This is a genomic window from Neorhizobium turbinariae, assembly GCF_023223505.1.
Lineage (GTDB): Bacteria > Pseudomonadota > Alphaproteobacteria > Rhizobiales > Rhizobiaceae > Neorhizobium > Neorhizobium turbinariae.
The window spans coordinates 297689-320880 of sequence record NZ_JALPRY010000012.1 but is presented as its reverse complement, the minus strand read 5'-3'; the positions used below and the strand labels follow the sequence as shown (position 1 = coordinate 320880).

General features: G+C 61.7%; 24 protein-coding genes. 9 read left to right on the top strand and 15 right to left on the bottom strand.

The features are described 5' to 3' along the window. Positions 1-113 precede the first annotated feature (113 nt). On the top strand, positions 114-1613 hold the full coding sequence (guaB, locus tag M0654_RS12250; protein ID WP_118848776.1) for an IMP dehydrogenase: 1500 nt from the start codon (positions 114-116) through the stop codon (positions 1611-1613). Between the two features lie 119 nt (positions 1614-1732). Continuing rightward, positions 1733-2617, top strand: a complete 885-nt coding sequence (locus tag M0654_RS12245) for a dienelactone hydrolase family protein (RefSeq protein WP_248683319.1) — start codon at positions 1733-1735, stop codon at positions 2615-2617. A gap of 47 nt (positions 2618-2664) precedes the next feature. On the opposite strand, the gene M0654_RS12240 is transcribed toward M0654_RS12245, so the two are convergent. After that, positions 2665-3618, bottom strand: coding sequence for a LysR substrate-binding domain-containing protein (locus M0654_RS12240; RefSeq protein ID WP_248683318.1), 954 nt, complete (start codon positions 3616-3618; stop codon positions 2665-2667). 187 nt (positions 3619-3805) lie between these two features. On the opposite strand from M0654_RS12240, the gene M0654_RS12235 reads away from it, so the two are divergent. Beyond that, the gene (locus M0654_RS12235; RefSeq protein WP_248683317.1) at positions 3806-4105 is read left to right on the top strand and encodes a DUF1127 domain-containing protein; all 300 of its coding nucleotides are present in this window, start codon (positions 3806-3808) and stop codon (positions 4103-4105) included. Positions 4106-4200: 95 nt separating this feature from the next. Here the strand turns inward: M0654_RS12235 and M0654_RS12230 are convergent, their stop codons facing one another. From M0654_RS12230 to M0654_RS12205, 6 genes are all read right to left on the bottom strand, one after another. Further along, complete coding sequence (locus M0654_RS12230; protein WP_248683316.1) at positions 4201-5055, bottom strand: DUF937 domain-containing protein; 855 nt, start codon at positions 5053-5055, stop codon at positions 4201-4203. 80 nt (positions 5056-5135) lie between these two features. Continuing rightward, on the bottom strand, positions 5136-6509 hold the full coding sequence (locus tag M0654_RS12225) for a glutamate--cysteine ligase (RefSeq protein WP_248683315.1): 1374 nt from the start codon (positions 6507-6509) through the stop codon (positions 5136-5138). A gap of 149 nt (positions 6510-6658) precedes the next feature. After that, positions 6659-7396, bottom strand: a complete 738-nt coding sequence (locus tag M0654_RS12220) for a 16S rRNA (uracil(1498)-N(3))-methyltransferase (RefSeq protein ID WP_248683314.1) — start codon at positions 7394-7396, stop codon at positions 6659-6661. 11 nt (positions 7397-7407) lie between these two features. Next, complete coding sequence (locus M0654_RS12215) at positions 7408-8913, bottom strand: inorganic phosphate transporter (RefSeq protein WP_248683367.1); 1506 nt, start codon at positions 8911-8913, stop codon at positions 7408-7410. A 119-nt stretch (positions 8914-9032) separates the two neighbouring features. Further along, the gene (locus M0654_RS12210) at positions 9033-9539 is read right to left on the bottom strand and encodes an NUDIX hydrolase (RefSeq protein WP_248683313.1); all 507 of its coding nucleotides are present in this window, start codon (positions 9537-9539) and stop codon (positions 9033-9035) included. Positions 9540-9786: 247 nt separating this feature from the next. Continuing rightward, positions 9787-10506, bottom strand: coding sequence for an outer membrane protein (locus tag M0654_RS12205; protein WP_248683312.1), 720 nt, complete (start codon positions 10504-10506; stop codon positions 9787-9789). Between M0654_RS12205 and M0654_RS22775 the strand changes: the two genes are divergently transcribed. Continuing rightward, the gene (locus M0654_RS22775; protein ID WP_282571616.1) at positions 10505-10633 is read left to right on the top strand and encodes a hypothetical protein; all 129 of its coding nucleotides are present in this window, start codon (positions 10505-10507) and stop codon (positions 10631-10633) included. The two genes, M0654_RS12205 and M0654_RS22775, sit on opposite strands and share 2 nt — an antisense overlap. Positions 10634-10685: 52 nt before the next feature. Here M0654_RS22775 and M0654_RS12200 read toward each other — a convergent pair whose 3' ends face one another. Both M0654_RS12200 and M0654_RS12195 read right to left on the bottom strand, forming a co-directional pair. Continuing rightward, the gene (locus tag M0654_RS12200) at positions 10686-11375 is read right to left on the bottom strand and encodes a L,D-transpeptidase (protein ID WP_248683311.1); all 690 of its coding nucleotides are present in this window, start codon (positions 11373-11375) and stop codon (positions 10686-10688) included. Between the two features lie 151 nt (positions 11376-11526). Further along, positions 11527-12294 (bottom strand): L,D-transpeptidase, encoded by a 768-nt coding sequence (locus tag M0654_RS12195; RefSeq protein WP_248683310.1) that lies wholly within the window; start codon positions 12292-12294, stop codon positions 11527-11529. Positions 12295-12519: 225 nt separating this feature from the next. Here M0654_RS12195 and M0654_RS12190 point away from each other — a divergent pair, with 225 nt between their 5' ends. Then, on the top strand, positions 12520-13149 hold the full coding sequence (locus M0654_RS12190) for a DNA-3-methyladenine glycosylase I (RefSeq protein ID WP_248683309.1): 630 nt from the start codon (positions 12520-12522) through the stop codon (positions 13147-13149). Here the strand turns inward: M0654_RS12190 and M0654_RS12185 are convergent. The 3 genes from M0654_RS12185 to M0654_RS12175 form a co-directional block, all read right to left on the bottom strand. Further along, positions 13136-13840, bottom strand: coding sequence for an HAD family hydrolase (locus tag M0654_RS12185; RefSeq protein WP_248683308.1), 705 nt, complete (start codon positions 13838-13840; stop codon positions 13136-13138). The genes M0654_RS12190 and M0654_RS12185 overlap by 14 nt on opposite strands. A 76-nt stretch (positions 13841-13916) precedes the next feature. Then, positions 13917-14300, bottom strand: coding sequence for a CopM family metallochaperone (gene copM / locus M0654_RS12180; protein WP_248683307.1), 384 nt, complete (start codon positions 14298-14300; stop codon positions 13917-13919). Between the two features lie 127 nt (positions 14301-14427). After that, positions 14428-15195, bottom strand: a complete 768-nt coding sequence (locus tag M0654_RS12175; protein WP_248683306.1) for a hypothetical protein — start codon at positions 15193-15195, stop codon at positions 14428-14430. 124 nt (positions 15196-15319) lie between these two features. Between M0654_RS12175 and hisS the strand changes: the two genes are divergently transcribed. The 3 genes from hisS to hisG are packed head-to-tail and all read left to right on the top strand — an operon-like array spanning position 15320 to position 18653. After that, positions 15320-16834 (top strand): histidine--tRNA ligase, encoded by a 1515-nt coding sequence (hisS, locus tag M0654_RS12170; protein ID WP_248683305.1) that lies wholly within the window; start codon positions 15320-15322, stop codon positions 16832-16834. 2 nt (positions 16835-16836) lie between these two features. Further along, positions 16837-17958 (top strand): ATP phosphoribosyltransferase regulatory subunit, encoded by a 1122-nt coding sequence (locus M0654_RS12165; RefSeq protein ID WP_248683304.1) that lies wholly within the window; start codon positions 16837-16839, stop codon positions 17956-17958. Next, positions 17955-18653, top strand: a complete 699-nt coding sequence (gene hisG, locus M0654_RS12160) for an ATP phosphoribosyltransferase (protein ID WP_248683303.1) — start codon at positions 17955-17957, stop codon at positions 18651-18653. The genes M0654_RS12165 and hisG overlap by 4 nt, the downstream gene beginning before the upstream one ends. 85 nt (positions 18654-18738) lie before the next feature. Here hisG and M0654_RS12155 read toward each other — a convergent pair whose 3' ends face one another. Next, positions 18739-19194 carry a DoxX family protein gene (locus M0654_RS12155; protein ID WP_248683302.1) on the bottom strand — a complete coding sequence of 152 codons (456 nt, stop codon included), beginning with the start codon at positions 19192-19194 and terminating at the stop codon, positions 18739-18741. Between the two features lie 125 nt (positions 19195-19319). Continuing rightward, entirely contained in the window at positions 19320-20861 is a 1542-nt protein-coding gene (locus M0654_RS12150; protein WP_248683301.1) for a cation:proton antiporter, read from the bottom strand. 154 nt (positions 20862-21015) lie between these two features. Between M0654_RS12150 and M0654_RS12145 the strand changes: the two genes are divergently transcribed. Beyond that, positions 21016-21219 (top strand): hypothetical protein, encoded by a 204-nt coding sequence (locus M0654_RS12145; RefSeq protein ID WP_248683300.1) that lies wholly within the window; start codon positions 21016-21018, stop codon positions 21217-21219. A gap of 302 nt (positions 21220-21521) precedes the next feature. On the opposite strand, the gene groL is transcribed toward M0654_RS12145, so the two are convergent. Further along, on the bottom strand, positions 21522-23159 hold the full coding sequence (groL, locus tag M0654_RS12140; RefSeq protein WP_248683299.1) for a chaperonin GroEL: 1638 nt from the start codon (positions 23157-23159) through the stop codon (positions 21522-21524). Positions 23160-23192 lie beyond the last annotated feature (33 nt).

The window sequence follows — 23192 nt, the reverse complement described above, 5'->3', positions numbered from 1 at the left end:
GTCATGAACGTGTTACCAGCCCTCGCCAACTTCCAAGCAATAGTTGCCGGAGCGTCGGGACGTAGATTCGTTCCTGAGCGTATCCCGCATTTTCTAAATGAAGGAATTTGGCCATGGCTCGCATCATAGAAACGGCAACCGGCGCAGACGCGCTTACCTTTGACGACGTGTTGCTGCAGCCCGCCCACTCCGAGGTCATGCCGGGCCAGACGAATATCTCCACCACCATCGCCCAGGATATCGAGCTCAATCTGCCGATCCTGTCCGCTGCCATGGACACGGTCACCGAAAGCCGGCTCGCGATCGCCATGGCCCAGGCCGGCGGCATCGGCGTTATCCACCGCAACCTGAGCCCGGTCGTCCAGGCTGAAGAGGTTCGCCAGGTCAAGAAGTTCGAGAGCGGCATGGTCGTCAATCCGGTGACGATCGGGCCTGACGCGACGCTCGCCGAAGCGCTTTCGCTGATGAAGACTCACGGTATTTCCGGCATTCCCGTTGTCGAAAACGGTGGTGGTCATGTGCCGGGCCGGCTCGTCGGTATCCTCACCAACCGCGACGTGCGTTTTGCATCCGATCCGAGCCAGCGCATCTATGAACTGATGACGCGCGAGAACCTCGTCACGGTGAAGGAAAGCGTCGACCAATCGGAAGCCAAGCGCCTGCTGCACAAGCACCGCATCGAAAAGCTGCTGGTAATCGACGGCGAAGGCCGCTGCGTTGGCCTCATCACCGTCAAGGATATCGAAAAGTCGCAGCTCAACCCGAATGCATCGAAGGATGCCCAGGGTCGCCTGCGTGCCGCTGCTGCCATCAGCGTCGGAGACGATGGTTTCGAACGTGCCGAACGCCTTATCGAGGCCGGTGTCGACCTGCTCGTCGTTGATACGGCGCACGGTCATTCGCAGCGCGTCCTCGATGCCGTCAGCCGCGTCAAGAAGCTGTCGAACTCGGTGCGCATCATGGCCGGCAACGTCGCCACCGCCGACGGAACCAAAGCCCTCATAGATGCCGGTGCGGACGCCGTGAAGGTCGGTATCGGCCCGGGCTCGATCTGCACCACCCGCATCGTCGCCGGTGTCGGCGTGCCGCAGCTTGCGGCCATCATGTCGGCCGTTGAAGCCGCCCGCGCGCAAAACATCCCGGTCATTGCCGACGGCGGCATCAAGTTCTCCGGCGACCTTGCCAAGGCGATCGCGGCCGGTGCATCGGCTGTCATGGTCGGCTCGCTGCTCGCCGGCACGGATGAAAGCCCCGGCGAAGTTTACCTGCACCAGGGCCGTTCGTTCAAATCCTATCGCGGCATGGGCTCGGTTGGCGCCATGGCGCGCGGTTCTGCCGATCGTTACTTCCAGGCGGAAGTTCGCGACACGCTGAAGCTCGTGCCGGAAGGTATCGAGGGCCAGGTTCCATACAAGGGTCCGGTATCGGGCGTTCTGCACCAGCTCGGCGGCGGCCTGCGCGCTGCGATGGGTTATGTCGGTGGCGCGACGATCAAGGAGTTCCAGGAGCGGGCGACCTTCGTGCGCATCTCGGGTGCCGGCCTGCGTGAAAGCCACGCGCATGACGTGACCATCACCCGCGAAAGCCCGAACTACCCGGGCGCCGGCCTCTAATCAGTCGAAAGTGGCGAGGGATAGAGGCTCTCACGTAGAATTGTCCTCTGTCCCTTCTATACCCGCCTCGATTGCGCTGTACCTTTCTCGCCGCTGAGCTTGGCAAGGGAGGAGCGCAGATGAACAGCGACAATCCGAAGATTACGCAGGCGATGATCAACGCCTACGACGAATACACGCATCTTCATCTCGACCGGCGCCGCTTCATGGAAAAGCTGACGCAGCTTGCCGGATCCGGTGCGGCGGCCGCTGCAATCGCCCCGCTGCTGGCGGCGAACGGTGCCAAGGCCGACATGGTGCCGGCGACCGACGACCGGCTGACGGCAGAAGACGTGACCTATCCCGGCGCTAATGGCGTGACGATGAAGGGTTATCTCGTCCGGCCGAAGAACGCGTCGGGGCCGCTCGGCGGCGTGCTTGTCATCCATGAGAACCGCGGCCTCAACAACCACATCCGCGATGTTGCCCGACGTATGGCGCTTGAAGGGTTTAATGCGCTTGCCGTGGATTTCCTGTCGCCGAACGGTGGGACGCCACCCGACGAGGAACAGGCGCGGCAGATGTTTTCCTCGCTCAATCCATCCGAAGTCGCCGCCAATGGCGAAGCAAGCCGCGTTTACCTCGCCGGCATCGAGGGTGCCAACGGCAAGGTCGGCGCCATCGGCTTCTGCTGGGGTGGGGGAACGGTCGGAAACCTCGCGGTAAAGTCGCCGGACCTTAATGCCGGGGTGATCTATTACGGTAGTCAGCCAAAGACGGAGGACGTGCCGGCGATCAAGGCGCCGCTGATGGCGCATTACGGCGGGCTCGACGAGCGCATCAATGCCGGCATCCCGGCCTTCAAGGAAGCGCTGGAAAAGAACGGCAAGGAGTTCGAGATCTTCGTTTACGAGGGTGCCAACCACGCCTTCAACAACGACACCTCGTCCGCACGCTATGACAAGGCTTCCGCCGACCTCGCCTGGAGCCGCAGCATCGCCTTCTTCAAGAAGCACCTGAGCTGAGGATGACGTAAGGCGAAGCCGGTAACGCCGGCTTCGCTATTGCACCATTACCAGCCCGGCATCACCGAACTCGAGCGGCCCCGCACGATACGCGGGAAGGCCTTCACTTCGCCACTGTCGAGATCGTCGGGAATGACCGCCGGCGAGATGTTGTCGAGGCAGGCCGTGATGTGGTCGGTGATCGCGTTCATCAGCGACGGCGAAAGGCCCGGTCGCTTCATCAGGCCGATCTGCACCGGCGGCAGGGGCGGGAAGCCATCGGCCGAACTCAGCACCTTCATGCCGGTGCGCAAGGCCGACTCCGGAAGAACCGAAACCGCCATGCCGGCCAGCACGGCTGCGGCAACGACGGTCGACGACCAGCTTGTGAACAGCACCTGGTATTCGCGCCCATCCGCATCCAGTGCCGAGCAGGCGAGCTGCCGCCAAAGGCAATCCCGTCGTCCCAGAGCAAGTGGAACCGGCGCGTCGTCCTTCAGCGGATGGTTGGCCGAAGCCACCCAGCAGAGCGGCTCGGTGCGCACGACGTCGGAGATGCGCTGGCGCGGATTGTGCGTTACGAGCGCGATGTCGAGCTCGCCCTTCGCCATCTTTTCCGCAAGGCTGACCGACGGTTCGCAGACGATGTAAAGCTCCACATTCGGATGCGTCTTTGCAAACCGTCCAATGATTTCGGGCATGTAGCGGTCGGCATAATCATCGGGCGTACCAATGCGCAACGTCCCCTCGAGACGGTTGTCGTCGAAGGCCGCGATCGCTTCGTTGTTCAGCCGGATGATGCGCCGCGCATAGTTCAACAGCTTCTCGCCCTCCGCCGTCAGCCGGTTGCCACGCCCGTCCTTGGCGAACAACTGCTTGCCGATCCGCTCTTCAAGCCGGCGCATCTGCATCGAGACCGCGGACTGCGTCTTGAACACCCGGTCGGCCGCCTTGGTGAAGCTGCCGGAGTCAACAATGGCGATGAAGGTATGCAACTGATCGATATCAAGCGGTGCGGACATAGTCGTCATCCATCAGAGTGGTTGATGCTTACGATTAAAAACATTCGTTGGACTGATCAATAGGATTTCCGCATAACAGCATCATAATCATCTTCAACGGGTGCCTCCCAAGGGCGCCTCGCCGGCAGTCTTTCCGTGCACAGCAACGGGAAGGGCTGCCTTCTCGTGCCTGCGAAAGGATAGAGCCATGAGCACGACCCAATGCGGAACTGACCTCGACCTCCTCCATGAGCGCCGTAAACCTGCCGGTTTCGTCGCGGGCATCATGGTGCGAACGACATCCGTATGGCGTGCCCTCCGCAATCGCATGGTCGCCAACAGCCTCTATGATCTCGATGACTATCAGTTGAACGACATCGGGATCACGCGGCGCGATGTGATCGCAGCGCTCGAGCATTCCAGCGTGCTGGATGACCCGACGCGGCTGCTGGCTGGCGCCGCCCGCCAGCACTCCCGCACGCGGTTTGCCCGTACGCCAGGCCGCTGACCTCCCAAGTTTCCCCGCAGGGTGATAGCCAATAGCCCTGCCTCTTGCCCGGCCGGTTAATCCGCGCCGGGCTTTTTTCATATGTGGCGTCGTTGTTATTGGCCGGTCTTGGTGCCGTCAGCCGGCGAGGTTCTCCCGCCGCCAAAATAGGTTTCGAAGATCTGCTCCATGTTCTTCTGGTAGGTTTTCTGCACGTCCAGTCCGCTGTCGAACATGCTGTTGAGTATGTCGCGATAGACATCGGTCGGGCCCGCGGAGTTCGTGGTGCCGGTCGAAGGCCCTGGGAACGCTCCCCCCATCATGTCCTGGAATGCCTTTGCGAAAGGATTGTCCGCAAATGGATTGGCTGACGTCGTCTCCGCGGGCTTGTCCATGCCCCACATCGAGCGCATCTGCTGGAGGAACGGGTTGTCGAGGCCGGTGGCGCTGGGTTGTGCGTGCTTCGGCTGCAGTCCCATGTTCTCGAGCCATTGTCGCTGCATCTGGCCAAGCGGAGAGGCGGAAAACGCGTCGCTGCCACCCGTCATCTGCCCGGTCATCTGCTTGAACAACCCACCCATCAGCGCGTCTGCCATGGCGGGCATGATCTTCTTGTAGATCTCCTGCCCGATGCCTGTGAACTGCTCGGCCTGCTGGGCAATGGCGCGCGAAACGTCCTTCGAACCGAACAGGCGTGCCAGGACCTCGTTTCCATCGGCCAGGCCCTGCGGCGTAAACGCCCGGCTCATGTCCTCGAAATATTTGGCGTAAGCGCCTGAAAACAGGCTGCTCATCAGCTGCGTCAGGTCATAAGGCTCGCTGCTGGTGCGCTTGAAGCCGGCAGAGAAGGCAGGCATCAGCGCCGCCATCGCCTGCGCCGCCTGTTCCTGCGCCAGGTTGAACTGCTTGGCGAGTGCCTCGATGCTCGCGCCGTTCTGAGCCCTCAGCATCATGTCGAACAGTGGCAGCATGGAGCGATCCTTTCCGGCCGGGTTCACCCATCCTATCGCCGGAAAGCCGCCACCGCAAACCGCCCTAGGCGGTTTTGACGCTAATACTGGTATTCCTCGAAAACCGGCTCAACAGAGCCGTTCCAGCGGCCGTTGAAGAGGGCCAGCATGTCCTGTGCCATGGTCGTCTTCTTGGCGAGAACCTCTTCGAGCGGCTGCAGGAAGATGCTTTCGTCCTGGCCTTCGCCATTCAGGCGGGCACGGGACTTGAGCCCAGCCTTGGAGATCGCCAGCACCTCACGGGATGCCTCAAGCACGGACCGGCCGCGGATCTGCGCGTCGAGACCCTTGGCGGGAACCGCGTCGCGCATCGCCACGACATCCTCGAAGGTCCATTCGGCGGTAAGTTTTTCCGCATCGGCAAGCGCCGTGTCATCGTAAAGCAACCCGACCCAGAAGGCGGGGAGCGCACAGATTCGGCGCCACGGGCCGCCATCGGCGCCACGCATCTCCAGGAAGCGCTTCAGGCGCACATCGGGGAAGAGCGTCGAGAGATGGTTGATCCAGTCGCCCATCGTCGGCTCCCAGTCCGTGATCTCTCCCTTCAGCGCGCCGTTCATGAACTGGCGGAAGGTGATGTTCGTGCAGTCGCGGTATTTGCCGTCGCGGACGATGAAATACATCGGCACGTCGAGCGCCCATTCGACATAGTCGTTGAAGCCGAAATCCGGCTTGAAGACGAAGGGCAGCACGCCGGCGCGCTGGTTGTCGGTATCGCGCCAGATATCGCCGCGCCAGGAGAGGAGGCCGTTCGGCTTGCCCTCAGTGAAGGGCGAGGAGGCAAACAGCGCCGTTGCGAGGTACTGCAGCTTCATCGAGACGCGCATCTTGCGCGCCATGTCTTCTTCCGAGGAGAAGTCGAGGTTCACCTGGATGGTGCAGGTGCGGTACATCATGTCGAGGCCCTGCTTGCCGACCTTCGGCATGTAGTTCGTCATGATGCCGTAGCGGGACTTCGGCATCCGCGGCGTCTCGTTGAACGACCATTTCGGGCTGCCGCCGAGGCCAAGGAAGCCGATGCCCATCGGCTCGGCGATTTCCTTCAGGATCGCCAGGTGCTGGTTGGATTCCTTGCAGGTCTCGTGAATGTTTTCGAGCGGCGCGCCCGACAGTTCGAACTGCCCGCCCGGCTCGATCGAGATCGCGCCCTGGCCGGATTGCTCGCCAAGACCGATGATGTTGTCGCCGTCCATGATCGGCTCCCAGCCGAGCTTGGCCTGCATGCCCTTGAGTAGCGCGGAGATGCTGGCGTCACCGGAATAAGGAACCGGGCTGTTGTCGGCGCGGAAGAAGGCGAACTTCTCGTGTTCCGTGCCGATGCGGAATTTGTCCTTTGGTCGCGCGCCCACTTCCAGATAGCTCGAAAGCTCGGACACCGAAGAAAGCGGTGTCTGGTCTGTCGTGTCTCGCGCCATAAAAAATACCTTGTTCGAACAGTCTGATCGGACGCCACAATCCGTACGGGAGCCGGCTGATTGGACCGAATTGATGTGCGGCGCAAGTGAATTTCTTTCAACGCATCTTCAGAAAATCAACGCCGCTGTGTCAATTCCGCCGCCACGCTTCAACGCCAGTCGCCGATGGCTGCCTGGATGACGGCGAGAGCCGCAACGGCGGCCGTATCGGCCCGCAAAATCCGGGGACCTAAAGGGATCGCCGTGACGAAGGGCAGGGCGCGAAGCCGCTGGCGTTCTTCTTCCGAAAACCCGCCTTCCGGACCAACGAGAAGCGCGAGCTGCGTTTCCTCGATGCGCGAGAGGATCGGGAGCGGGTTTTGGCCCTCGTCGCCCTCGTCACAGAAGATGATGCGGCGCTCAGTCGGCCAACTATCGAGAAGGTCGCTGAGCCTCTTCGGTGCAACGACCTCGGGCACCGAAAGGATGCCGCATTGCTCGGCGGCTTCCACGACATTTGCCTGGAGCCGGTCCAGATTGGTGATCTTGCCCTGCACATGCTGGGTCATGACCGGCTGCAGCAGACCGGCGCCCATCTCCACCGCTTTCTGGACAAGGTAATCGAGCCTGCCAACCTTCAGCGGGGCAAACAGGTAATGCAGACCCGGCGTCGGAGGCTGCGGCCGCGTCTGCTCCACGGCGTGGAGTTGGATCTTCTTGCGGCTTGGGAAGGTGATCTTCGCCCGCCACTCGCCATCGCGTCCGTTGAAGACGAGAACGTCGGAGCCTTCATCCATGCGCAGCACATTGGCGAGATAGTTGAACTGCTCGGGCGTTACCTCGTGCCGGGCGTCCGCCCCAAGCGGTGCCTCGATGAAAAGCCTCTGCATTCGAAAATTGGCGCGCATGAAAACCCTCGCTACAAGAACAGCGCGAACATAACCGTCGCGATGAGCGCCGCAAGCGCTGCCGATGCGGGAAGCGTGATCATCCAGGCCGCAATGATGGACAGGAAATGCGAGCGGCGCACAAGGCGGCGATGTCTCATCTCCTCATCCGTGCGAGGTTTGGGCTCGCTTACGTCCGGCTCCTTGCCGGCCCGGACCCGCATGTATTCGTAACGGCGCCTGGAGTGGCGGGTGTACCACTCTCGGAAGAAGCCGACGCCGAACACGGCGCCGACCGCAATGTGGGTCGAGGATACCGGCAGGCCGACCCAGGATGCCACGATCACCGTCAGCGCTGTCGACAGCGATACGCAGTAAGCGCGCATCGGGTTGAGCTTGGTGATCTCCGCGCCGACGAGCTTGACGAGCTTCGGCCCATAGAGGATGAGGCCGAGCGAGATGCCGACCCCGCCGATGACGAGTTCCCAATAGGGCACGTGGACGTCGTCAGCCACTCCGCTCTGGGCCGCCGAGACGATTGCGGCGAGAGGGCCTACGGCGTTCGAGACATCATTTGCACCATGGGCGAATGACAGGAGTGCCGCTGAGCAAACGAGCGGGATGCGGAAGAGCTTGCGCAGTGACTGGTTGCGGTTCTCCAATCCCTCCGCCTGCCGGGCGATCACCGGGATCAGCAGGCGCCAGGCAACAAGCCCGACAACGAGGGTGATCAGCGTTGCGACCGAGACGGGGACATGCACCAGCTGCCCGAGCCCGATCAGCGAGAGGAAGCCGGCAAAGGCGCCCACCATGATGCCGATCAGCGCCGGCACCCAACGCTTGGCCGCACTGATCTTGTCATGCTGGTAGATGATCGTTTCCTTGATGACGAACAGGAACAAGGCGGCAATGACTGCGCCGAGGATCGGCGAGAAAACCCAGCTCGCGGTGATCCCGGCGACGGTGCCCCAACTGACGGCGGAAAAGCCCGCGGCAGCAATGCCGGCACCCATCACACCGCCGACAATCGTATGGGTGGTGGAGATCGGTGTCCCGAACCAGGTCGCGACGTTGATCAGCACCGCCGCGGAAAGAAGGGCTGCCATCATCGCCCAGATCATCACCTCGGGACTGCTGATCGCTTCCGGCGGCAAAATGCCTGTGGCGATGGTGGTCGCCACGCCGCGCCCTGCAATCACCGCGCCCGCGACCTCGAAGACGGCGGCTAGCCCTAAGCCGAATGCCATGGTCATGGCGCGCGCGCCGACCGCTGCACCAATATTGTTGGTGACGTCGTTGGCGCCGATATTCATGGCCATGTAGGCGGCAAGACCCGAGGCGGCGATGACGAGGACGGCTCCCGGCTCGCCCGTCACATAAGCTCCGGCGAAGATCGCAACGAGAATGATGAACAGCAGCGCGGCACCCGGCGCTGCAAGCCCGCGGGACGTCTGACGCGCGGCCTCCTCAACGGAGGTGAACTTTTCCAGATCTTTGTCGAGGGTCGGCTTCGCCAATCGTGGCCGTCGGCTCATGATCCCGCCTTGGATGTGAAAATAATCGCCCGCCGCTGGAAGCACGCGGGCATCGGTTCATCGGTAAGATCGAGGCTTTTGGCCTAAAGGCAAGGGCCGGCCATGGCAACACGGGTTGCCGCCTAGCCAGCAACCTTGGTCTGCGCGCCCGCAAGCAGCGGTTCCATCTTCTCGGCAAACTGCAGGAAGAGGATCTTCAACTCAGGTTCGTGGACACGCGTCGCAGCCTCTTCACACGAGACCCATTCGATCTTGCGCGACCCCTTCTCCGGAAAGCTCTTCAGGCATTCATCGACTTCCAGCGCATGAACCTGCACCACGACCGGAATTTTCAGGCCGTTGTCGAGCGTCTTGCGATAGTGGTAGTGGCCAAGCGGTTCCTTCTCCACCTTGCCCTTCACGCCGACCTCTTCATAGGCCTCGCGCTCGGCAACCTGGTGCGCCTTCTTGTCGGTCATCGGCCAGCCCTTGGGGATGACCCAGCGTCCCGTATCGCGGCTGGTTGCCACCAATACTTCAAGCAGGCCCTGCTTTTTCTTCATGCGGTAGCACAACGCAGCATACTGCTGTCGCGGCGGCCGCTGCAGCATCAAGTGTAGATTGCGTTTTACCTTGCTCATGAAGCCCAATTCTGACCTGCCTCCGATGGTTGCCAGCTTGTAATATAGTGATTGCGCCAGGCTTAACGAGCTCGGCCGCCGGGAAGATCCGGAGTCATCACTATTTGGTCGCTGAATGGAGATAGTTGGCGCAGCTCGCTACGGCGTCAACGGGTAAATTGCACAGCTGTTCATTTGGTGGGCGGCGCCGGGTCACGGTAGGCAACAAAAAAGCCGGCGCTGAGGCCGGCTTTTCGATCCGATAATCGGTGACGTCCTAGAATTTGTAGGAGACGCCGAAGTTGATCGCGTGCGTCAGAATGTTGGTCTCGAGTTTCGAGCCGCTGTCGATGTCCACGTCGATCCAGGAATAGTTGCCCTTGTATTCGGTGAAGACCGACCAGTTCTCGTTCACCTCGTAACGAACGCCGGCCTGCGCCTGGAGCGTCGCGCCGCCGAACTGGTAGTTGAAGGTGCGGCCGGTCGGGCGCGTCACCTCAACATGCGGAACGTTGATGCCGACACCAGCGCCGACGTAAGGCTTGAACGGACCTTCGAGGTCGAACTTGTAGAGCGCGTTGACGGTGAGCAGGTTCAGGCCGTCGGTGAACTCGAACGTCGTCCAGCCGGGGGATTTCGTGAAGGTCGCGTCGTCGGCATAAACCTTGGCGTGGGTATAGTCGAGCGAGATACCCCAGTTGGCCAGAGCACCGCCCTCGAACCAGTAGGTACCGCGTATACCCCAGTAGGGAGGCATCTGGAAGGATTTCGTGTCCCAGCCGGCGGTGAAGTCGGTAGCGCCTGCTCCCGATACGCTGACATCCGAATGCGGCGCGAACTGGAAGCCGCCGTAACCGGAGATTTCAAAACCGCCACGGCTGGTAACTTCTTCAACCGGAGCAGCGATCGGCGCTTCAACGGTAGCCATGTCGGCAGCCTGGGCTGCACCCGCAGCAAGCGCTGCAGAAAGGATGGAAAGCGAAAGGAGTTTGCGCATGAATCAGCCCGCGGAATGGGATTGGCAATCGATATGCCATATTGTAGCTGCCGGCGCTTCGCCGGTCTGTGCTTTTTCTGCACCAGTTATCGACGAAGCTAAAGCAGTTATGGTTAATCAATTCTGAAGTGTAGGCAGAAAGCGGCCAACGCCGCTCCCTGACTTGCCAGGCGCGCCGCTCAACCGCCGAAAATGGTGCGGAAGATGTCGACGCCGCGATCCTGGAAGCTCACGTCGCCCTGCTTGTTGCCGGGGCCGATGACGATGACCTTGGCGCCGATATCGGCGCGGGCATAGAGATGCTCGACATCCTTGTTCATCATGCGGATGCAGCCCGACGACATGTTGAGGCCGATCGTCCAGGGCTGGTTGGTGCCGTGGATGCGGAAGATCGTGTCGCGGCCGCCCTTGTAGAGATACAAGGCCCTTGCACCGAGCGGGTTGTCGATGCCGCCCGGCATGACGACGGGCAGGATACGGCCGGCACGCGCCTCGCGGGCACGCATTTCTGCCGGCGGACGCCAGTCCGGCCATTCAGCCTTGCGACCGACCTTGACGACGCCGGACCAGCCGAAGCCTTCGCGGCCAACGCCAATGCCGTAGCGGGTGGCGCGATCGCGGCCTTCGACGTAGTACAGGAACTTGTTGTTGGTATCGACGATGATCGTGCCCGGCTTCTCGTTCGTCGTGAACCGGACGCTGCGCCGCTTGTACTTTTCAGGCACTTCCCGCTGCTTTGCGACCTGGGTCACGGCACTTGTCGGCCGCTCCACATGCGGTGAGGCGGGGCTGAAAGCGCCGGCGCTCGTTGCGGTCAGGAAAATCGCCCCAGCCAGGCCTGCTGCGGCTGCCAAGATGCTTTTCTTCATTCCACCCATCCCCGTTTCTCCAGAAGCACAAGAAGCTAGCGGCTGAAGAACGCAAAGCAAGCATTAAGCGGGGTGGGAAGGACAGGTGACGCGAAACAAGACAGCTGCACTGTGGCGCAGCTGCCTCACTTTTTAGCCGAAATAGGCGGTGTTACATCACGATGACACGGGTTCCGACATTCACCCGCTCGTAGAGATCAACGACATCTTCGTTGCGCATGCGGATGCAGCCGGAGGAAACGGCGCTCCCGATTGTCCAGGGCGCGTTGGTGCCATGGATGCGGTAAAGCGTCGAACCGAGGTAAAGCGCGCGTGCACCCAGCGGGTTCTCCGGACCGCCTTCCATGCGCGCCGGCAGGTAGTGACCCTTTGCCGCTTCGCGCGTGATCATCTCCTTCGGCGGCACCCAGCTCGGCCATTCCGCCTTGCGGGTGATCTTGTGGGCGCCCGCCCATTCAAAGCCCGGCTTGCCGACGCCGACGCCGTAACGGCGGGCCTGGCCGCCTTCCATGACGAGGTAAAGGAAGCGGTTGTTGGTATCGATCACGATCGTGCCCGGCTTTTCCTTCGTGGCATAGGAAACCACCTGCGGCAGGAACTGGGGCTCGAGCTGGCTGCGGATCGGCCGGTTGGCGCGCATCGCGACCGGTTGCACGGGGCGGCGGTCAAGGACACCGCGCCGCGCCGGCTGTGCCTGCCGCTGCTGGTAGACCGGGCGCGGCCGGTAGACGACCCGCGGCTGGGCGGCTTGGCGCGGATAGGCGACGCGGGCGTTCGGGCCGGCAAGCTGCATCACCCACGGGGCGGCAAGATCAGGGCTTACCACCACAGGGGGGCGCTCGCGATAACGCTCCTGTGCGAAACTGGGACCGGAAAGGGAGGCAGCAAAGGCAATCGCCAGAAGCAGGGTCTTCTTCATGCTCGGATCCACTCGTTACAATCACCGACCGGGCTCAGTTGGAGGGCCCGTGTTGACGAACATGGTGATCGTCAGGTGAAAGCGAATGGTAAACGGGTGGCGCTCAGGCCTTGCGCTAACGCATAAAGTGTCTGGCAGGGTTACCGTGTGGTTGTCTGATATGGTTGACGGCAGCTGAAGCGGGTGGATAGGCCGTTAACCCGGACGATTTGCGAGGGGGAGTGAATGACGAAACCAGGGATCATCATCGGCGAAGACGGCAGGGGGCGCTGCGCCTGGCACGGGGGGCTCGAGGACTACCGCCGCTACCACGACCAAGAATGGGGCCGCCCAGTCACCGATGATTTCCGCCTGTTCGAGAAGATCTGCCTTGAAGGCTTTCAATCGGGCCTCTCCTGGCTCACCATCCTCAGGAAGCGGGAGAGTTTCCGGGCTGCCTTTGCCGGTTTCGACTTCGACAAGGTCGCCCACTTCGGGGAGGGTGACGTTGAGCGCCTGGTGGCGGACGCCGGCATCATTCGCCACCGCGGCAAGATCGTGTCCACCATCAACAACGCGAAGCGCGCCGTCGAGATGCGCGAGGAATATGGTTCGCTCGCGAAATTCTTCTGGAGCTTCGAGCCGGCCGCGTCCGAGCGTCCGCTGGTGATGGATCTGGAAACGCTGCGGGCCAATCCGACCACGGCAGTTTCCGTGCGCCTTTCCAAGGACTTGAAGAAGCGTGGCTGGACCTTTGTCGGCCCGACCACCGTCTATGCCTTCATGCAGGCGATGGGGCTGGTGAACGACCATCTCGACAGCTGTTATTGCCAGGCCGAGGTGGAGAACCTGCGGCTTCGGTTCAAACGCCCTTAATCTCGAGCAGGATCTGGTGCAGGTCCGACAGTGTCTCGATCTGGCGGAAACGTGGTGCGTCGCTCGGTGGCTCCACATGCTCGACAGCCCAGGTGAGGGCGTGCGGCACGAAGACGCCCCAGGAGCCCGCCGCGATTGCCGGCACGATGTCGGATTTCAGCGAGTTGCCGACCATCATAGCGCGCTCGGGCCCATCGGCGAGCTTGGAAAAGATGCGCCGATAGGTCGTGGCGCTCTTGTCACTGACGATCTCGACCGCATCAAAAAAGTCGCCAAGCCCCGACTGGGCGAGCTTGCGCTCCTGGTCGAACAGGTCGCCCTTGGTGATCAGCACCAGCAGGTTTTCGCCGTTCAGCGCTTCCAGCGTTTCTTCGACATGCGGCAGCGTCTCCACCGGGTGCTGAAGGAGCTCGCGGCCGATGCTCAGGATCTCGCCGATCGCCTTGGTCGGCAGCTTGCCTCCGGTGATCTCGATCGCCGTCTCGATCATCGACAGGGTGAACCCCTTGATGCCGAAACCATAATAGGCGAGGTTGCGCTTCTCGGCTTCCAGCAGGCGGGCGGAAATGTCCGAGCCCTCCGCATAGTCGGCGAGCAGCGCCTGGAAATGTTCTTCCGTCCAGCGATAATATTGCTCGTTCTGCCAGAGCGTATCGTCGGCATCGAAGCCGATGGCGGTGATCGGTCTCATGAAATCCACCTCATGGCGTTCATATGGCAGACCCGGGACGCCGGGCAAGACTGACCTCGCCGGCGCGTCATCCTGGTTACTTGCCCCGGGCCTTCAGCCAGGCCTGCATCTTGGCGATCTCGGCTTCCTGCGCCTTGATGACCTCTTCCGCCAGCTTGCGCAGTTCCGGGTCCTTGCCGTGTTCAAGCTCGACCCGCGCCATGTCGATTGCCCCCTGGTGATGGGGGATCATGCCGCGCACGAAATCCACATCGGCATCGCCAGAATAGGTAATGGCCATGTCCTTGTGCATCTTTTCGTTCGCCGCCTTGAAGTCCTGCGTAGACTTGGGCTCACCCGTGCCTTGAGCCGGCATCCCAGCCGCACCGTGACTATGTCCCTGCATTGTCTGCTGTCCGTAGGCCCATGGCGAGGTTGCGGAAACGATGACCGCAGCCATGACAAAAGTCTTGAGAGACATGGGTTCTTGTCCTCTGTTTCGATGAATGGGATTGGACGGAGCAGGTACCACTCAGTCTCGGGGAGGCGGTATCGGCAATGTCGCGACGCGTGGCATGAATCGGATAGTATGGCGCCACCGCAGGAAATCAACCTGAGGGGAAGCGGGTGGCAATGACCTGATGGACCGCCTGGGAATTCCGGCTGAGTTCTCCGAAGGGCGCAACGGTCCAGCTCCAGTCGCGCAATGCCGGGGGAGTGGCGACACCGTGCATCAGGTCCGCCTCCTCGGTGACGCGGCCTTGCTTGTCCGTCACGGTGTAGGATGTATCGGTGATGAGAACCACCTTGCAGGGAAGCATCTGCAATCCGTCAAGATGCGCCTGGATCAGTGATCGCAGTATCTCCGGCTGCTCCGGCCGCCCGTCGCGCGCCAGTTGCCGCACGGCGCCAACGCCGATCTGCGAAAGAACATTAACGGATACGACGAGATCGAGAAACGGCACCTGCCTCAGGAAGGCGAGCGGCTCCAGTGGCTTACCCGTCAAGATGCCGTCGAGCCCGGAAATATCGCGCCAGATCAGCCGGGTATTCGAAAGCCGCCTTGCCGAAAGCCATGCGCGAACCGTCGCAAGATGAACCAGATCGACAAGCACGACCGTGTCGAAGCTGCGGGCGAGAAACTCGATCGGCACGTCGCGCAGCAAGCCGGAGCCGAGAACAATCGCCGTGCGCCGCTGCTTCATGCCCTCGACAGTCTCGCGGATGACGGTCTTGCAGTTGGCCTCGTGCGGCGCCCATTGAGCCGAGCATCGCCGGGCGCGCGACCAGAGACTGACCGATGAGCGGACAAAGGGCCGGAACGCTTTCGGCGTGATCGGGCAGGTCGCGGCATATTGAGCGGCTTCGAGGATCATGGGGGTGCGTTATCATCATCAGCGAACCTTCACCAGCCGCCGCCCTTGCCGCTTCCGTCGTCATCCTCTAAGAAACCGCTCACAAATCCGGCCTCTTCAGGCCGCTGGCAATGGATTTTCGATCATGAGCGACAAACAGAAAAAGCCCCAGAAACTGAAGGCGCGCCTGCCGCGTGGCTTCGTCGATCGTTCCGCTGCCGATATCCATGCGACCAACGAGATGACGGCAAAGATCCGCGAGGTCTATGAACGTTACGGTTTCGATCCGGTCGAAACGCCGCTTTTCGAATATACCGATGCGCTCGGCAAATTCCTGCCGGACAGCGATCGCCCGAACGAAGGTGTGTTCTCGCTGCAGGATGACGACGACCAGTGGATGTCGCTCCGTTACGACCTGACGGCGCCGCTTGCCCGCCATGTGGCGGAGAACTTCAACGAGATCCAGTTGCCGTTCCGCACCTACCGCGCCGGTTATGTGTTCCGCAATGAGAAGCCCGGCCCGGGCCGTTTCCGCCAGTTCATGCAGTTCGATGCCGATACCGTTGGTGCACCCGGCGTCCAGGCCGATGCCGAAATGTGCATGATGATGGCCGACACCATGGAAGCGCTCGGCATCAAGCGCGGCGACTACGTGATCCGCGTCAACAACCGCAAGGTCTTGGATGGCGTGATGGAAGCAATCGGGCTCGGTGGCGACGACAAGGCCGGCCAGCGGCTGAACGTCCTGCGCGCGATCGACAAGCTCGACAAATTCGGCACCGAAGGCGTAAAGCTGCTGCTTGGTCCGGGCCGCAAGGACGAGTCCGGCGACTTCACCAAGGGCGCGGGCCTCGGCGAGGAGCAGATCGAAAAGGTTCTCTTCTTCGTTGGTATCAAGGATTATGCGCAGAGTGCCGACCAGCTTGCCGCACTCGTGGCAGGGACTGCCAAGGGTGCCGAGGGCGTGGACGAACTGAACGCGATCCGCGCCATGGCGATGGGTGCGGGCTACGAGGCGGACCGCATCAAGATCGACCCGTCGGTCGTGCGTGGCCTTGAATACTACACCGGCCCGGTCTTCGAAGCCGAACTCCTGTTCGACGTCACCAATGAGAAGGGTGAAAAGGTTGTCTTCGGCTCCGTTGGTGGTGGCGGGCGTTACGACGGCCTCGTGTCACGCTTCATGGGCCAGCCAGTGCCGGCAACCGGCTTCTCGATCGGCGTCTCGCGCCTCATGACGGCGCTGAAGAACCTCGGCAAGCTAGGCCAGGATGAGGTCATCGCACCTGTCCTCGTCACCGTCATGGACGGCGATGTCGAAAGCATGGGCCGCTACCAGCGCTTCACCCAGGAGCTTCGAGCCGCCGGCATCCGCGCCGAGATGTACCAGGGCAACTGGAAGAAGTTCGGCAACCAGCTGAAATATGCCGACCGTCGTGGTTGCCCGATCGCCATCATCCAGGGTGGTGATGAGCGCGCGCAAGGCGTGGTGCAGATCAAGGACCTGATCGAGGGCAAGCGCCTGTCCGGCGAGATCGAGGACAACGCCTCCTGGCGCGAGGCCCGTGTGGCGCAGGAAACCATTGGCGAGGCTGAACTTGTTGCCAAGGTGAAGGAAATCCTCGAAGCGCAGGCCGAGGATCGCAGGCGGGCGCGCTAGCCATGCCGATGATCGACATGCCCGAATTTGCCGGCGACCTGCTCGCCGAGTTCGCCCGGCGGGATGCGGAGCGTGTCAACACGCCGGTGATCCAGCCGGCAGAGCCGTTCCTGGACATGGCGGGCGAGGATCTGCGCCGGCGCATTTTCCTCACCGAAAGCGAAACCGGCGAGAGCCTCTGCTTGCGGCCGGAGTTCACCATCCCGGTCTGCCTGAGACACATCGCCAGCGCCACTGGCACCCCGCGGCGTTACGCCTATTTGGGCGAAGTCTTTCGGCAGCGACGTGATGGCTCAAACGAGTTTTACCAGGCGGGCATCGAAGACCTTGGCGACGACGCAACGGCTGCCGCGGATGCGCGCGCTATCGGTGATGCGCTCGGGATCCTGAAGCGGGTCCTTCCCAAGGCGGATCTCAGGCTGACGCTCGGCGACCAGGCTGTGTTCGAGGCGGTCGTGAAGGCCTTGGGGCTGCCGCACGGATGGCAACGCCGCCTGATCCATGCCTTTGGCGACATGGCGCATCTGGAAGCCTTGCTGGAGCGGTTGGCGCGGCCGCAGCCGGTTGCCGGTCTCGATCCGGATATCTCGGCGATGATGGCAGCGGGGGATGAAGCGGGCCTTGTCGAGCGCCTCGACCGGACCATGCAGGAAACTGGCTACTCCACCAATGCCAGCCGCTCGCCGGCCGAGATCGCCAAGCGGCTGAAGGAAAAGCTCGAGCTTTCGCAGACCCGCCTTGATGGCACGGCGTTGCTCCTGCTGCGCGAATTCCTGACGCTGCAGCTACCGCTGTCCGATGCGCCGGCGGCGCTCGCAGGTTTTGCGGATGCCGCGGGCCTCAAGCTGGGCGATGCCGTCAGCCTGTTCAATGCGCGTCTTCAGTCGCTCGCGGACGCCGGTGCGGACATCTCGGCGATGACCTATCGCGCCGCGTTCGGTCGTCCGCTCGATTACTATACTGGCCTTGTCTTCGAGGTGACGGCAGCGGGTTCAACCGCAGTGCTCGCCGGTGGTGGCCGCTTTGACCGGCTGATGACGCTGCTTGGCGCCAGGGAGCATATCCCGGCGGTCGGCTTCTCCCTTTGGATCGACCGGATCGAGGCGGCGAGGGCAAGACAATGAATGCCATAACGATTGCTCTTCCCTCCAAGGGACGCATCAAGGAAGAAACCGCAGCCGTCTTCGAACGTGCCGGCCTCTCCATCTCGGCTGTCGGCAATGACCGGTCCTATCGCGGCCGCGTTGCCGGGATCGAAGGCGTTGAGATCGCCTACCTCTCCGCATCCGAAATCGCCCGCGAGCTTGCGGCCGGCGCCGTCGATTTCGGTGTCACCGGCGAGGACCTGGTTCGCGAAGGCATGCCGGGCGTCGACGCCAAGGTCGAGTTCTGTGCGCGCCTCGGCTTTGGCCATGCCGATGTCGTGGTGGCGGTTCCGGAAATCTGGCTCGATGTCGAGACCATGGCGGATCTTGGCGACGTCGCCGCCGACTTTCGCGCCCGCCATGGGCGGCGCCTGCAGATAGCCACGAAATACTGGCGGCTGACGCAGCAGTTCTTCTCCGCCAAGCACGGCATCCAGCTTTACCGGATCGTCGAAAGCCTTGGCGCGACCGAAGGTGCGCCGGCGGCCGGCCAGGCGGACATCATCGTCGACATCACCTCGACGGGCTCGACGCTACGCGCCAACCATCTCAAGGTCCTGAGCGACGGCGTGATCCTCAAGTCTGAAGCCTGTCTCGTTCGTGCCCGCAAGCCCGGTCATGACGAGGATAGGCGGATCTCGCAGATCATCGAGGCCGTTCACGCCTCCCTCTGAAGCCGTGGGCCTGTTGCAAAAGCCAACAAAAAACCCGCCGGATATCGGATCCGGCGGGCGAGGCTTGGGCAGGGAAGTCGTTAGGCTAGGCAGCGAATGCGACAGAACCGCGGCGACGTGCGTCGATCGAATAAGCACCAGCTCCAGCAGCGGCGAGCGCCAGGAAGCCACCGCCGAGTGATACGTTCTTCCAGAAGATCAGGCCGTTGAACACGGTCAGCAGGCCATTTGCTTCAGGCGAGAAGCTTGGGATGTTGATCGCGCCGTTGTGGAAAACGAAGGCGGTGAACCAGCAGAACACGGCAAGCAGCAGGGCGGCGATCCTGGTCTGGAAGCCGGTGAGAATGGCAAGACCGGCAACAAGTTCGAAGACGCCGACGAGATAAGCGAGCAGCGTGGCGGCAGGCAGCCCGGCGCCGGCAATCATGCCGGCCGTGCCGGACGGATCAACGAGCTTCTGGAAGCCGGACATCACGAACATGATGGACAGCACGATGCGGGCGGCAAGAAGCAGGGTGTTGGTAGAAGAAGAATTGGACATTGGAGGTCTCCAGGTGATCTCAAAGGGCGTTGCATTTCCTGGACTCCAATGTGCCGCTTTTTATTTGTCTCCGGAAGATGAACAAGCGTTGACGAATTGTTCGACAATATCGAACGTGCGAGTCGTCAGATCTCTTCGATCCGTCGCGCCTTCTCAGGCAGGACGGAAAGCTCCCGCCAGTCGATCTCCTCGAGCAACAGGTTGTATTCATCGACATTCACGTGGTGCGCGGCACGAAGTTCCTCCAGCCGCCGGCGCTGCGCGGCAATGGCTGACAGCGCCAGCCGCCGGTAGTTCGTCAGCGATGTCGGCTCACCGCTCTTGGACAGGGCCTGCTGCTCGAGGCGGAACTTCGTCCTCAGCAGCTCCGCCTCCTCTTCCTGCGCCTCTTCCAGCTCCTCCAGCCCGGCCGCATTGATCTGCTGGCGGACTTCCGCCAGTTCGCGTGGACCATCGGCACGGCGATCGAGGCCCAGCCAGCGGATGATCGGGCTGAGCGTCAACCCTTGCACAACCAGCGTCGCCAGCACCACGGCGAAGGCAGTCAGCACAACGAGGTCACGTTGCGGGAAATCAGCCGGAAGCGCAAAGGCGGTGGCAAGCGTGAGCAAGCCGCGCATGCCGCACCAGCCAGCCAGAATGCCCTGGTTCAGGCTCGCGGGCTCCGGCTGGCCGTTGCGGACGGCGTAGAAGGCATGGATGCGGTTGAAACCGACGCAGACGATGAAGCGGACGACGATGCAGGTGACGACGACAGCCAGCGCGAAGGCGGCGGACTGGGCAATATGGTCCGGCTCCATCTCAGCCACGATGTTGCGGGCCTGCATGCCCATCAACAGGAACGCCATGACGTTGAGCACGAACACCACCGCCGTCCACACCGCATAGGACTGCACCCGCATCCGGACGCTGCTGACCGAATTGCTGCTCCGCGCGATGGTCATGGCGAAGGTGACGATGGTCAGAACCGCAGAGAGGCCGAGGCGCGAGGCAACTATCCAAAGCAGGAAGGTCTGCACGAACTGGAGCAGGTTGCCGCCAAGCGTGCCGCTGACGAGGCTGGTGATGTAGCGCATGCCATATGCCGCAACGAAGCCGAGGAGGATGCCGCCCGGCACCGCAAGCGCGACATGCAGCCCGACCTCACTGTTCATGTGGCCGGCTTCCTGGACGGCGAGTGCTGCATCAAAGATCAGCAACGCGGCGGCATCGTTGAACAGGCTTTCGCCCCGAAGAACCGTGTCCGTGTTGCGCGGGATCGCCATGGACGAAAGCACGGCCGTTGCCGCGGCAGCATCCGGTGGCGCCACGATCGCGCCAAGCACCAGCGCCGCAGCAACTGGCAGCCCGGCAAATGCCCAACCGATCCAGGCAACCGCCGCGGCGGTGAAGACGACGCCGCCGATCGCGAACACGAACAGCGGCAGCCAGAAGCGCCGGGCAGTTCCAATCGGAAAGTCGAAAGCCGCATCAAGCAACGCCGGTGCGATAAAAAGTGCGAGCGCCGTGGCTGGATGAAGAGTAATATGCGGAATGCCGGGTATGAGAGCCACGGCCGCCCCTGCCAGAGCCAGCATGGAAGGGTAGGGGACCGCAAGACGGCGCGATACCTGAAGCAGCACCACCGCGATCAGGAGCAGGACAAGAAGGCTTTCGAAAAAACTCATGGGACGGATGACCCCTGGCTTTGGCGGAGAGATGAAGCGAAGCTATCAGGTATCCTCTTTGGTCCCCGCAGCAAGGTTTTACTGCCCGTTAACCATGCATGGCTACAAAATCGGCAGCGCGGAATGAAAGCGCGCCAACCTTAGTGGGATCAACATGTACGTTGTATCAGTGCTCGACAATGGCGACCAGCGGACCTTCGTGTCCGAGAATCTCAAAGTCGTGGATCGCATTGTGTATGCGACCATCTGCGGGTCGTCCAAACAGTTCCTGCTGGCCGATGTCGTGGACATCGTTCCGGTGGAAGCCGCACGGGCCAGAATGCCGTCCGCGCGGAACATGACATCGCAAGTGCAGTAATCGAACTCCATCACCAGCTTTGGCTGTGCTGATCACATTCATGGGTGCAGCCATCGAGGGCCCGTCGACAACTGTCGGCGGGCTTTGGCTTTCTGGCACCTCTGGCAAATGGTCGTGTCTACCAACGCAAAAAGGGCGGTCCGAAGACCGCCCTTCCTGAACTGAACCGGATGGCTCAGATGTAAGACCTTGTGGTCTCACATCATGTCCATGCCGCCCACTTCAGCGCGCTTGACGCGCTGAAGCATTTTAAGTGTATGGGCGGCTTTCACGGACAGCTGCAATCAGACCTTGTGGCCTGATCACATCATGTCCATGCCGCCCATGCCGCCCATGCCGCCTGGCATTGCCGGAGCGTCCTTCTTCGGCAGCTCGGCGATCATGGCTTCCGTGGTGATCAGCAGCGAAGCAACCGAAGCTGCGTTCTGCAGAGCCGTACGGACAACCTTGACCGGGTCGACGATACCCATGGCGATCATGTCGCCGTATTCGCCGGTCTGAGCGTTGTAGCCGAAGTTGTCTTCGTTCTTTTCCAGAACCTTGCCGACAACGATCGAGGCTTCGTCACCAGCGTTGTCTGCGATCTGGCGAACCAGCGACTGCAGAGCGCGGCGAACGATGTTGATGCCGGCTTCCTGGTCGTCGTTGACGCCCTTGACGGCGATCTTCGTGGAGGAGCGCAGAAGAGCGATACCACCGCCCGGAACGATACCTTCCTGAACAGCAGCGCGCGTCGCGTTGAGGGCGTCGTCGATGCGGTCCTTCTTTTCCTTCACTTCAACTTCAGTCGAGCCGCCAACGCGGATGACTGCAACGCCGCCAGCGAGCTTGGCAAGACGCTCCTGCAGCTTTTCGCGGTCGTAGTCCGAGGTGGTTTCTTCGATCTGGGCCTTGATCTGGTTGACGCGGCCTTCGATGTCCGACTTCTGGCCGGCACCGTCGACGATCGTCGTGTTTTCCTTGGAGATCGAAACCTTCTTGGAACGGCCGAGCATGTCGAGGGTAACATTCTCGAGCTTGATGCCAAGATCTTCGGAGATGACAGTGCCGCCCGTGAGGATGGCGATGTCTTCCAGCATGGCCTTGCGGCGGTCGCCGAAGCCAGGAGCCTTGACGGCAGCGATCTTCAGGCCACCGCGCAGCTTGTTGACGACGAGCGTTGCAAGAGCTTCGCCTTCGACGTCTTCAGCGATGATCAGGAGCGGCTTGCCGGTCTGAACAACAGCTTCGAGAACCGGCAGCATGGCCTGCAGGTTGGAGAGCTTCTTCTCGTGAAGGAGAATGTAGGCGTCTTCCAGGTCCGCGACCATCTTTTCCGGGTTGGTCACGAAGTAGGGCGACAGGTAGCCGCGGTCGAACTGCATGCCTTCGACGACTTCGAGTTCGGTTTCAGCGGTCTTGGCTTCTTCGACGGTGATAACACCTTCGTTGCCAACCTTCTGCATGGCTTCAGCGATGTCGAGACCGACCTGCTTGTCGCCGTTTGCGGAGATCGTGCCGACCTGAGCAACTTCTTCAGAGGTGTTGATCTTCTTGGCCTTGGCCTGGAGATCCTTCACGACTTCTGCAACAGCGAGGTCGATACCGCGCTTCAGGTCCATCGGGTTCATGCCGGCTGCAACAGCCTTCTGGCCTTCGCGAACGATCGCCTGGGCAAGAACGGTTGCAGTCGTAGTGCCGTCACCGGCGATGTCGTTGGTCTTCGAAGCAACTTCGCGGACCATCTGGGCGCCCATGTTCTCGAACTTGTCTTCCAGTTCGATTTCCTTGGCGACGGAAACGCCGTCCTTGGTGATGCGCGGTGCACCGAAGGACTTGTCGATAACAACGTTACGACCCTTCGGGCCGAGCGTTACTTTCACTGCGTCAGCGAGAACATCGACGCCACGCAGCATTTTCTCGCGCGCGGTGCGGCCGAATTTAACTTCCTTGGCTGCCATTTTGGTAACTCCTGAAAAGAGGTGTCAGCGATT